The organism is Streptococcus sp. VTCC 12886 (genome assembly GCF_049893425.1).
Lineage (GTDB): Bacteria > Bacillota > Bacilli > Lactobacillales > Streptococcaceae > Streptococcus > Streptococcus suis_AA.
The window spans coordinates 16,184-27,334 of record NZ_JBMVJB010000028.1; the positions used below are offsets into that span (position 1 = coordinate 16,184).

Below are 11,151 nucleotides of genomic sequence, written 5' to 3' on the forward strand. Positions count from 1 at the left end.
TTTTTTTGAAAGGAGACTTATGCTTAAAACGTTATTAGACGGCTCATTTCCAGATGGTTTGATGTGTTGTTTAGCAACTCGACCTGTTATTCCTAGTCCAGAAATGGAGTATGAAGATATTTCTATTCCAGGTAGGGATGGTTCGTTGACGAGGGAGTTGGGGTACAAGAATATTCCGATTGAATGTGAATACAATATGCTGGAAGAGGTCAATATCAAGAGTCTAGTAAGGGCTGTCAAGGGTTTCTTTGTCGGGAAAAAGACTTTGCGTTTTTCGGATGATGATGTGTATTACAAAATCAAAAAAATCCAGTTTTCAGACATTGAGAACGAGGTGGCAGAGTATGGTCGGTTCACAGTTACGTTTGAGTGTGATCCGTTTCAATACGCTTTGAACAGTAGTGTTTCATTGGTAAATGGTCAATCTTTTCAAAATATAGGGACTTATCGTTCCAAGCCTTATCTGCAGGTATTTGGTTCTGGTACGTTGACGGTGAATGGCAAGTCCATTATTTTGCGTGATGTTGGTGACTATATCGAACTTGATAGCGATTTACAGAATGCTTATAGAGGGAATGTAGATATGAATCAAAATATGGTTGGAGAATTTCCCGAATTTGTGCCCGGTACCAACAGGGTGTCTTGGTCAGGAAATATCACTAAGGTTATTTGTGAAGGGAGGTGGCGGTATATATGATTTGTTTGTATGCGGCTGATGAAAGTCTTTTTGAACATAATGGATTAGGGATATTAGATAATGACTTGAAAAAGTGTCATGTTGAAGAGGTGTTAAACAATCTGTATACTTTGACAGCTCAATATCCACTTTGGGCAAAATTTGGCAAGTCGATTCGCAATGGGATGATCATCAAGGCTCCCACTCCAAATGGTGACCAGTTGTTTCGAATTTATCAGTCTAAGCCGTCAATGGGAATGCTAGAAATACATGCTTTTCATATTTTCTATGACTTAGCTTTCAACTTTGTAGAGGATACCAATATTGTATCTAAGAGTGGTCAAGCATGGTTACAACAATTGTCTCAGAATACACAGTACAGTCATCCTTTTACTTTTTTTAGTGATATTTCCGCGGTAGCAGGGTCTAGGGTAGTTCGTAAGAACTGTGTAGAGATTTTGCTGAATACGTCGTTGGATAATTCCTTTGTCAACCGATTTGGCGGTGAGATTCTTCGTGATAATTTTAATGTCTATTTTAATCGAGCAATTGGAGAAAATAGAGGTTTTAAAATCCGTCACAAGAAGAACCTCAAAGGCTATACTGCTAACATTGATGACAAATCGGTCATCACTCGGATCATGCCTATTGGTTTTGATGGACTTTTGTTGCCAGAAAAATATGTTGATAGTCCTCGGATTAGTGACTATCCTTTTCCAAGAATTGGAAAAGTTGAGGTTGATGTAAAGGCTGCAGTTGGTGAAAATACAGATGCAAAAGATGCTATTCCTCTGAATGAAGCCTATACCAAAATGCGCGCATTAATCAAAGAGCAATTTGGTGTTATTGATGTTCCCACCTGTTCCTATGAGGTCGACTTTGTTGAATTGTCAACAACTAAGGAATATGCTGATTTCCAAAACCTTGAAACTGTTCGAATTGGCGATACGGTAACGGTCAGTCATGATGAGGATGGGTTCTATGTAAAAGCTAAGGTAATCCGTTATGAGTATGACAGTTTGGCAGGTAGATTGTTGAGGATTGAGGCTGGACAGTTTGAGTCTAGAAGTAGTAACAACTCTATCAACCAACAGAGAAGCATCGAGCAACAACTCGAAGACGTAAAGATAGAAACTAGCAACATGGTGCAGGTCGCTGCAAACGGAAAGAACACGATTTATCGTGGAGTAGACAGACCTACAAATGCTAATGTAGGTGATTTGTGGTATGAGCCCCTTGAAAACTCCGTTGTATTGAAACAATGGTCCGGTGTAGATTGGGAGTTGATTCCAATTAGCGATCAGAATTTAGGAAATGTCAACGTAAACAATTTGAGTGGTAACCATATTGATGTTCGTCGTTTTCGCATCTCATCTGGAGATAGGGACATTTTGTACGTTAATGAGGCTGGCGAGGTTATATTAAACGCTAAGCGGATTCAGATAGATTTTACGGATGTTGCCACTAAAACTGATTTGCAAGAAATTGAATTGACTCCTGGTCCGCAAGGAGCTGATGGAAAGAGTCCTATCCTCATGACTATCAAGACCAGCAACGGGAACTTATTTAAAAACAATCTCATTAACACCGTACTCACTGCTACGCTGTGGAGAGGTGGCGAGGAGATTGACACGGATGGCAGTCGATTCAGCTACATTTGGACAAAGACTGATGCAGATGGCAACGCAGACACTGCTTGGAATCAAGCACATTCGTATTCATCAAAATCTATCGCTATTACGCAACAAGACGTATTTAGACGTGCTCAGTTTGAGTGCAGCATTGAACCTATTTAAGGAAGGAAATATTAAACATGGGAATTATTTCAAGTGGTCAAATCACTATCACCGATTTATCAGATGCTCCTGTACTGAGCGCTTTTATCACCGCAACTCAGCCAACAACCCAGGTATTCGACCAGACAGCAAACAGCTACAATCCATCATACGCAAGCTCACCGCAAGTATTAACACTTAATCTTACCAAGGCGGGACAAGCAACATCTATCCTAAGCCAAGCGAGCAACGTTAGTTGGTACGAATATAATGGCACTACTAAAACTCAAATTACAAGCGTAACCACTACTGATAATCAATATTTATCAGGCAGTAAGAACGAAAAACTGACTACAAAAGTAAATGTGCCGTCAAATACAAGTGCTAAGCGTTACGAAGCAGTTGGTACTTGGACAGACCCTATCACTGGATTAAATGTCGATTTTAGAGCAAGTATTGATTTATTAGTAGTACAACTAGGCAAACAAGCATTAGTCTTAAATGTGTACACAGGCAAAGGCAATACGTTTTATAACGATCAGCCAGAAACCTTGACCATCAACGCTGATTTGTACAAAGGGAACAACCTCTCAGGCGGTAGCAAACAGATTAAATTCTTTTATGCAGATAGCTCTGTATCATCCACTAGTTCAACTGGTTATGATGCAGATGGGGGAATTGGGTGGCGCTTATGTAACTCTACGACAACTGGTCAAACGCCAAACGTAGAACCGACGGTGAATACTTCAGCGCAAGGCGTATTGACAGTTACTGCAAGCGCAGTCGTCAATTCGCAGACTTATAAAGTTGTATGTATAGATAAAGATGGCGGAACAAGCGGTCAAAAAGCAACTGGTGTTGCAACAATTTTAGACTTTTCAGACCCGATTGTTATTGTGATTGAATCCACAGCTGGAAACACGTTTAAGAACTCATCTGGTAGTACATCGCTGAAAGCACGGCTATATCGCAAAGGTGAGGAACTTGACACAGCAGGTACTGGGTACACCTATAAATGGTCGAAGCGTGACAAAAACGGTGTGCTAGATGCTAATTTTGGCGGTACTGGCAACCAGTACAAAACAGGGAAAACGGTGTCTGTGTCAGCAAGTGAGATTGCGGACAAAGCGACGTATTTCTGTGAAGTGTTTGAATAAGGGGGTAGTATATGATTCGTGCAGAAATTGAGCTTGCTGGACAGTTGGAAGTGGTTCTTATAGAAGCAGAAAGCAAGTCGAAAGCGATTGAAAAGATTTGGGATACATATGGGTACATGACCTACATCATTGGATTAGAGGAGGTTGTAGATGGCACAACTGATAGCAACCAACCAACTGACACTGACTAATATCATTGATGGTAAAACTCCTTATGTACATTGGGCTTACGCTGATAATGCAGATGGTACAGGTCTAACCTTAACTGATAACGGTCAACGGTACATTGGAAACTATAGTGACTATACGCAAGCAGATAGTATGGATAAGACTAAGTATCGTTGGGCTGATAGATGGGGGAAGATTGATTCAGGAGGAAGAAACTATTTTAAAGATTCGAGGTCAAGGACTTATACTATAACCTCAGATACTACTCAAGACTATAGGACTTTCATATATGATGAATTTTGGAAAAATAATAAGCGCTTCATAAAATCAATGGTTCGTATATCGCTGGATGTAGCATTCTCTCCTGCTTTGCCTAATGATATTTCAACAAATGTTCATTTTTCAGCCTCTCCTTGGTACGGCACCTCTATAACTTTCAAAGGAGGCACTACTGAAAGACAGCATTTTGATTTAGTCTATGACTTGAGCGTTTCATCCTCTTCCTATCGAACAGATAATGTTTTCATACGATTTAGCAATCAGTTTCCATTAAATACTAAAGTAAATATAGATAATGCAAATCTCTATATATCATCAGTTAGGGAAGATTATAGACCTGCAGTAGAGGAATTAGAAGCTGCTTTAGACTCTAAAGCTGACCAAGAGTTAACCCAACAACAATTAAATATGTTGATTGAAAAGGCTCAACTAATGCAAACTGAGTTAGAAGCAAAAGTAGCAATGGAAACTCTAAGTGACCTTGAACGTGCTTATAAGGCATATGTTGAGGCTAATGACAAAGCGGTAGCAAAATCCGAAGCTGATTTGATTGAAACAGGCAGAAGAGTTGACGCAATGGTTGAAACGCTTGGAGGATTATCTAAGACTAAGAAATTTATTGATACTTACATCAAGGAAGCAAATGAAGGCATAGTTATTGGAACGAACGATAATGTTTCGCAGATTCGAGTAACTTATGACCGAATTGCTATGTATTCTGCAGGTAAGGAAGTTATGTATATTAGTCAAGGCGTAATCCATATCGACAATGGTATATTTACTAAGTCCTTACAAGTCGGCAGATTTAGAACTGAGCAACATAGTACTAATTTAGATATAAATGTATGTCGCTATGTAGGATAGAAAGGAAAATTTTGAAAATATGGCAATTTTTCGATACTCAGGTAACTGGAGAAGTTACTTGGAAGGCTCATCCTCTACCGTCAGCCAAAATATAGCAGGAAATAGTTCCGTAATCAAGGTTGACGTATGGATAGGAATGGATGCAGGATGGAGCATTGAGTTCGGCAATACTTATGGAAATTCAGTCACAGTCAATTGTGATGGACAATCTCAAACTATTTCTGTAGGCCCTCTGTACCTCAATGGCTCTAAGAAGTATTTAGGCTCAGTCCAATTTACCGTAGGACATAATGCTGATGGAACTAAATCGGCAGGAATTAGTCTCAGCTCAAATATGAGCAATATAAGCTATGGTAGTTTATCTTTCGGGAATGCAAGTGGTAGCTGGACGCACGGACTTCCTACGATTCCTCGTGCAAGCTCAGTTTCATTTTCAAATGGAACAATTGGAAGTCCTCTTGCTATTACTATCAATAGAGCTTCTACTTCATTCACTCATACTTTAAGATGGGAATGGGGAGGTCGTTCAGGAACGATAGCATCTGGATTGACTACTTCAGCTTCATGGACTATTCCTATGGATTTCTGTAATGAGTTGCCAAATAATGTTTCAGGAACTGGAACTATATTCGTTGATACTTATTCAGGCTCAACTAAAATAGGTACGCAGTCTCGAACATTTACTGCGAACGTTCCTAGCTCAGTTATTCCAACTTTCACAGGAATTACACTAGATGACCAAAATGCAACTGCTAAAGCATTGATAACTGGAAATACTTTCGTACAAATCATGTCGGATATTAAAGTAACTTTTAATGGCGCAGCAGGTGCTTATGGCTCAACCATAAAAGGATTTAGGGCTGAAGTTTTGAATAAGAATATAATTCTTACTTCAAATGGCGGAACTCTAGGTCCAATGGATTTCAATGGAACTGCCACTATTAGAGCATCCGTTACTGATAGTCGAGGAAAAGTTAGTGCTACAAAAGATGTGACTATCACATTGCTTGAATATTATGCTCCCGTAATATCCATTCAAGTCCTAAGAACTCGGGAAAATCCTAATAAGCTCCAAGTCCTGCGAACGATTAAGGTTGCTCCTTTGACATTTAATAATGCGAATAAGAATAGTACCAAATTAGTATTTGAAGCTGCTCCATTAGGAAGTACCTCATTCGTCGTTGATACTGGCTCAGCTGGAGGAGAGTGGACTACTATTTTCACTTTGACTAATAGCGAGGCGAATTTAGGAGGAACTTATGACTCAACTACATCTTGGACTGTACAAGCTAAACTCAGTGATAAGTTCACCTCATCAAATCCTACTATTGCTTCAGCTACTGTAGGAACTGAGAAAGTGATTAATGCTTATGATAAGGATGGTAGATTTGGAGTAGGAAAAATTCCTGAATTAGGTCCAGCAGGCTCAGTTGATGCTGCAGGAAATATTTATGCTTCTGATATGTTTATCGCAGGAAAGGCGCTTCGGGATATTTTTTATCCAGTAGGGTCTATTTACCAATCAATCATCAATACTAATCCATCAACATTTATAGGTGGAACGTGGGAACGTTTCGGGAATGGCAGAGTGTTGGTAGGTGTAGATGAAAATGATAGTGATTTCAATGTTCCTAATAGAACAGGAGGTGAAAAAGCTCATCAAATCACTGTGGAAGAAATGCCGTCACATTCCCATCAATTTAACACAGAGGCGGGCGGGAGTCCAATTGCTCAGGGTTGGGAAAATGGAAACAATAGTGCTATGCGTGCGAAACTGGGAAACTATACTATGGGTTTGCCTACAACAAGTGTTGGTGGTAATAATCCCCACAACAATTTACAGCCCTACATCACAGTATACAGATGGCGCAGAATAGCTTAATTAAAAAAGGAGAATATTTATGTTAAAAATCAATAAAACAAGACAAACTCTAGCAGAATTTTTTGCTATTGAAGATGGAGTGGAAAGATTAGTCAAAACGACTACTATCAATACTGATAACAATGCAGTATCTACGATATATGAGACATTGCATGATGCAGAATTATACGCTAAACATCGAGTAGCTATGCGAGCAGATGAAGATGCACTTCGGGAATTACGATATAAAATTGAAGATGATATTTTAGCCGACTTAGTAGCGGAGGCTAACGACGAAGTAAATGTATAAAAGAGGTATAAATATATGCCCACTGAGCCAAATCCCTTCGTTGATTTAATTCGTGCCGTAGCTCCCGTAGCGGGAACATTCCTAACAACCATCGGAGGGATTGCTATTGCTAAAATTGGGTCAAACAATAATAAAGAATTAACTACTATGAATAATCGTTTAGATGTTTTACAAAATACTGCCGAGGAAATCAAAGAAGTAAGAAGTGAACTAGATACCTTGAAAAATAGCAGTCGCTCAAGTCGACGGTATACTCTATTTAGAGATTTAGAGATAGCTATAGGGAGAGGATTTACTACTTTAGAGGAACGTAGAGAGATAGCTAAACTATTTGAATGCTATAAAGTTTTAGGCGGAAATGGAGAAATCCAAACGATGTATGATATTTTCACTCATTTACCTATTAAGGAGGTAGAATTATGAATATCCAAGAAATGCTATTAACTACACTAACTTCATTTACAGGAATTATCATTCTTGTAATTGTACGAATGCTCAAGGAATATCTTTTGCGAAAAGGAGGAGCAGCAGCAGTAAGGACTCTTGAAATTGTAGCAAATCATGCAGTTCAAGCAGTTGAACAACTTGCTAAAGACCCTGAGGTCGAATTACATGGAGAGCAGAAATTAGAATTGGCTAAAGAAAAAGTTCGGGATGAACTAGCTAAGTATAATTTTTATTTCACTGATGAGCAGTTGAATACCTTCCTCGAGGCAGCAGTTCATTCTATGAACTCAGCTTGGAAGGGAGAATAATTATGGCTCTAAATATGGAACAAGCTATCGCCTGGATGGAAGCTAGACGAGGAAAAGTTACTTACTCAATGGATTATCGCAATGGTCCAAATAGCTACGACTGTTCAAGCGCAGTTTATTATGCACTTTTGTCGGCTGGAGCTATCTCAGCAGGATGGGCAGTAAATACTGAATATGAGCATGACTGGCTACTAAAAAATGGCTTTAAACTCATTGCAGAAAATTCAGTTTTTGCTGCTCAGCGAGGAGATATTTTTATATGGGGCAAGCGAGGTCAATCAGCGGGAGCTGGAGGACATACAGGAATATTTGTAGATTCTAACAATATTATCCATTGTAATTGGGCAAGAAATGGAATTACAGTTGACGGCTATTTAGATATTGCTCGCTCATCTGGTAGTAAATATTACTACATCTACCGACCCTCTGGACAATCAGCAGTATCTAGCTCAACTGCAGGGAAATCCATTGACCAATTGGTACAGGAAACTCTTGCTGGGAAATACGGAAACGGAGATCAGCGGAAAGCAAGTCTTGGCAATCAATATGAGGCTGTTATGGCAGTCATCAATGGCAAAACTACGGCAAGTCAAAAGACTGTTGACCAACTGGCTCAAGAGGTAATCGCTGGCAATCATGGCAACGGTGAGGCTCGTAAAAAGTCGCTCGGTAGTCAATATGAGGCAGTTCAAAAACGAGTGACGGAATTGCTCAAAAAACAGCCCTCTGAGCCATCTAAGGTTCAAGAGGTAAAACAGCCCACAGCAACCAAAACAAGTCAAACTGAGCCAATTGAGAAAGCCACAGTAAGCAAAGAAGAGGGTGACCTCTCTTTCAATGGCGCTATCTTAAAAAAAGCGGTTCTGGATAAGATTCTGGCCAACTGTAAAAAGCATGACATATTGCCAAGCTATGCTATCACCGTCCTACACTTTGAGGGGCTTTGGGGTACCTCGGCCGTAGGTAAGGCAGATAATAACTGGGGTGGTATGACCTGGACAGGTCAAGGCAACCGTCCAAGCGGTGTGACAGTTACCCAAGGAACAGCACGTCCTAGCAATGAGGGTGGTCACTATATGCACTATGCCACTGTAGATGACTTCCTTACAGACTGGTTCTATTTGCTTAGAGCTGGTGGCTCTTACAAAGTATCAGGAGCCAAGACTTTCTCAGAAGCTGTCAAAGGAATGTTTAAAGTTGGTGGTGCAGTCTATGATTATGCTGCTAGCGGATTTGACAGCTACATTGTCGGAGCGTCAAGCCGATTGAAAGCCATTGAGTCAGAAAATGGTTCATTGGATAAGTTTGATAAACAGACCGTCACGGATGTCGGTCAGTCTGACAAAATCGAAGTCAACATTGATGGGATTGAAATTTCGATCAATGGAATCAAGTATACAATTTCCAAAAAACCAGTTTAAGATAAGACGCAGAAAGCCTTTAGGAGAAAATCCTATGGGCTTTTTTTGTTGCCTTCGTGACGGATATTTTGTAAAATTGCCGTTTTTGCGGACATAAAAAAGACCCTATTTGCATTTAGGGTCTGACTATACATTTTTTATTAGATAAGGTCTTGTTTAAAAGGCATTCGTCCGAAATTCGTCCGAAATTATTTTCAAACTTAACCGAAATTATCATGACGGAAAATCAAAAAAGCCCGAAAAATCGGGCTTTGCGTTTGGTTAATTCCTGTTAATACAGGTACTGAAAGGCGGTAGACGGATTTTAGACCCTTAATGTATCAAGGGTTTTCGGCTATTCGTCCGAAATTCGTCCGAAGTTATCAAAGATGTTCCTAATTTTGTCGTTGTTCTTCTCTTTCAGCTTTTCCAGCTGGTGAGCGTATATTTTAAGTGTAATATTGAGATTTTCATGCCCTAGAATTTGAGAGACAGATATCAAGTCCACACCTTGAGCAATCAGGAAACTCGCATAAGTGTGTCGGAGCGAGTGGATAGTGACGGGTCTGCCCACAATCTTCTTAATCGTTTTATTGACTGCCGCATTGCTGATATTGGGAATCAGTCTGTTGTCCTTATTTGGCTCTTTTTGATTTTTTAGATACGCTCGAATAAGTTTTAGAGTATGCTGATCAATAGGGACAGAACGTTGTGAACTTTTGGACTTTAGGGGTATAAAATCCATAGTAAAGGTATAATCAAAAGCTTGCTTGAGATGCAGCATTTGTCCTTTTTTGTCAATATCTTCTAGCTGTAAACCAAGAAGCTCCCCAAAACGCAAACCAGTCACTGCTGCAAGGTAGATTGTAAAATAGGAATGGTATTGGATATTGTCTTTACACATGTCAATCAAGTGTAGATACTCATGCTCTTCCAGATACTTGTCTTCAACGGACTTTCTATTTAGATTCGATTTGACGATAGCCCCCTCACAGAAATTGGTATCGATAATTTTTTCACGGACAGCAACCTTGACAGCCGATTGGATATGGTAGTGGAAATTGTCAGCCGTTTCCTGTGAATATTTTTGTGTAAACTTGTTAGCAATACTTTGGTAGTGGGTAGGTGTGATGTCTTTGAGAAGTGTATTTCCAAAATACTGCTTTATATGTTTTTCGGTCTGCTGGTACTTTTTCCAGGTTCTTTCAGCAACGTGAGGCTTTTTATAGATTTTAGCCCATTTTTCGTAGTATTCTAAGAGACTCTGGTCTTTGTTGATGAATGTATTTTTCTTTAAAAATAGTTCTAATTCCATGGCAGCCGCTTGAGCTTGTGATTTAGTCTTAAAACCTTTTTTAGACTTCTCACGGTATTTTCCATTGGCATCTTTATAGGAAACACGATACTGCCAACCAGATGAGAGCTTTTTATAGAATGCCATTTGTTTTTTACCTCATTTTCTGATAAAATAGGTATAGTAAAGAGACCTACTGCAAAGCAGGTTTTCACTATACACGATTCGCCCTACGCTCTCCTCGACCAAAATTTGAGCGTAGGGCTTTTTTATTTTTTGAATAGTTTAATAAGCTTATAGATACTCCAGACAGTCAAAGGTATAGCAAGTAGCGGGAAAATAGGGATACCACTCAAGCCAAATAGGGCTAAGAAACCATACAGTAAAGCAAACAATATTTTTTGTCTTGCTTTCTTTTGATTCTCTAGCATTTCAAAATAGGCTGTGTGATCGATTGTTTCAGTTGCTTTTCCGATATTATCATCGTTACTCTCAATTTGTTCATCTGTCTTGTTTTCTTCTGTATTCACAGAGATTGAGATATTATCTGTAGACTGTTCTTGAACTTGTGTTTGCTCGACTAAAACAGGCGTTTCTGTTTGCGTAGAATCG

11 protein-coding genes and 1 pseudogene are annotated in these 11,151 nt (G+C 39.4%); 10 read left to right on the forward strand and 2 right to left on the reverse strand.

Translation table 11 applies throughout. From position 1 onward, the window contains the following. The first annotated feature begins 19 nt into the window (after positions 1–19). The 10 genes from ACPC57_RS08645 to ACPC57_RS08690 are packed head-to-tail and all read left to right on the forward strand — an operon-like array spanning position 20 to position 9,266. On the forward strand, positions 20–697 hold the full coding sequence (locus tag ACPC57_RS08645; RefSeq protein WP_434066745.1) for a phage tail domain-containing protein: 678 nt from the start codon (positions 20–22) through the stop codon (positions 695–697). Next, positions 694–2,472: a phage tail spike protein gene (locus ACPC57_RS08650; RefSeq protein WP_434066746.1), complete on the forward strand. Its 1,779-nt coding sequence runs from the start codon at positions 694–696 to the stop codon at positions 2,470–2,472. The genes ACPC57_RS08645 and ACPC57_RS08650 overlap by 4 nt, the downstream gene beginning before the upstream one ends. A 17-nt stretch (positions 2,473–2,489) precedes the next feature. Next, complete coding sequence (locus ACPC57_RS08655) at positions 2,490–3,608, forward strand: hypothetical protein (RefSeq protein WP_434066747.1); 1,119 nt, start codon at positions 2,490–2,492, stop codon at positions 3,606–3,608. An 11-nt stretch (positions 3,609–3,619) separates the two neighbouring features. After that, positions 3,620–3,799, forward strand: coding sequence for a hypothetical protein (locus ACPC57_RS08660; protein ID WP_434066748.1), 180 nt, complete (start codon positions 3,620–3,622; stop codon positions 3,797–3,799). Further along, complete coding sequence (locus ACPC57_RS08665; RefSeq protein ID WP_434066749.1) at positions 3,759–4,919, forward strand: hypothetical protein; 1,161 nt, start codon at positions 3,759–3,761, stop codon at positions 4,917–4,919. The genes ACPC57_RS08660 and ACPC57_RS08665 overlap by 41 nt, the downstream gene beginning before the upstream one ends. A 19-nt stretch (positions 4,920–4,938) precedes the next feature. Next, positions 4,939–6,801, forward strand: a complete 1,863-nt coding sequence (locus tag ACPC57_RS08670) for a DUF859 family phage minor structural protein (RefSeq protein ID WP_434066750.1) — start codon at positions 4,939–4,941, stop codon at positions 6,799–6,801. A gap of 19 nt (positions 6,802–6,820) precedes the next feature. Then, entirely contained in the window at positions 6,821–7,090 is a 270-nt protein-coding gene (locus ACPC57_RS08675; RefSeq protein WP_434066751.1) for a hypothetical protein, read from the forward strand. A 15-nt stretch (positions 7,091–7,105) separates the two neighbouring features. Continuing rightward, on the forward strand, positions 7,106–7,513 hold the full coding sequence (locus ACPC57_RS08680; protein ID WP_434066752.1) for a hypothetical protein: 408 nt from the start codon (positions 7,106–7,108) through the stop codon (positions 7,511–7,513). After that, positions 7,510–7,845 carry a phage holin gene (locus ACPC57_RS08685; protein WP_434066753.1) on the forward strand — a complete coding sequence of 112 codons (336 nt, stop codon included), beginning with the start codon at positions 7,510–7,512 and terminating at the stop codon, positions 7,843–7,845. The genes ACPC57_RS08680 and ACPC57_RS08685 overlap by 4 nt, the downstream gene beginning before the upstream one ends. A 2-nt stretch (positions 7,846–7,847) precedes the next feature. Then, complete coding sequence (locus ACPC57_RS08690) at positions 7,848–9,266, forward strand: peptidoglycan amidohydrolase family protein (protein ID WP_434066754.1); 1,419 nt, start codon at positions 7,848–7,850, stop codon at positions 9,264–9,266. A gap of 334 nt (positions 9,267–9,600) precedes the next feature. Here the strand turns inward: ACPC57_RS08690 and ACPC57_RS08695 are convergent, their stop codons facing one another. Beyond that, on the reverse strand, positions 9,601–10,686 hold the full coding sequence (locus ACPC57_RS08695) for a tyrosine-type recombinase/integrase (RefSeq protein WP_434066755.1): 1,086 nt from the start codon (positions 10,684–10,686) through the stop codon (positions 9,601–9,603). A gap of 122 nt (positions 10,687–10,808) precedes the next feature. Further along, positions 10,809–11,151: pseudogene (locus ACPC57_RS08700) on the reverse strand (hypothetical protein); the annotation flags it as partial.

Coding starts and splice junctions, on each gene's coding strand:
- ACPC57_RS08670 (WP_434066750.1), top strand. CDS start 4,939: ATGGCAATTTTTCGATACTCAGGTAACTGGAGAAGTTACTTGGAAGGC.
- ACPC57_RS08650 (WP_434066746.1), top strand. CDS start 694: ATGATTTGTTTGTATGCGGCTGATGAAAGTCTTTTTGAACATAATGGA.
- ACPC57_RS08690 (WP_434066754.1), top strand. CDS start 7,848: ATGGCTCTAAATATGGAACAAGCTATCGCCTGGATGGAAGCTAGACGA.
- ACPC57_RS08685 (WP_434066753.1), top strand. CDS start 7,510: ATGAATATCCAAGAAATGCTATTAACTACACTAACTTCATTTACAGGA.
- ACPC57_RS08665 (WP_434066749.1), top strand. CDS start 3,759: ATGGCACAACTGATAGCAACCAACCAACTGACACTGACTAATATCATT.
- ACPC57_RS08680 (WP_434066752.1), top strand. CDS start 7,106: ATGCCCACTGAGCCAAATCCCTTCGTTGATTTAATTCGTGCCGTAGCT.
- ACPC57_RS08660 (WP_434066748.1), top strand. CDS start 3,620: ATGATTCGTGCAGAAATTGAGCTTGCTGGACAGTTGGAAGTGGTTCTT.
- ACPC57_RS08645 (WP_434066745.1), top strand. CDS start 20: ATGCTTAAAACGTTATTAGACGGCTCATTTCCAGATGGTTTGATGTGT.
- ACPC57_RS08675 (WP_434066751.1), top strand. CDS start 6,821: ATGTTAAAAATCAATAAAACAAGACAAACTCTAGCAGAATTTTTTGCT.
- ACPC57_RS08695 (WP_434066755.1), bottom strand. CDS start 10,686: ATGGCATTCTATAAAAAGCTCTCATCTGGTTGGCAGTATCGTGTTTCC.
- ACPC57_RS08655 (WP_434066747.1), top strand. CDS start 2,490: ATGGGAATTATTTCAAGTGGTCAAATCACTATCACCGATTTATCAGAT.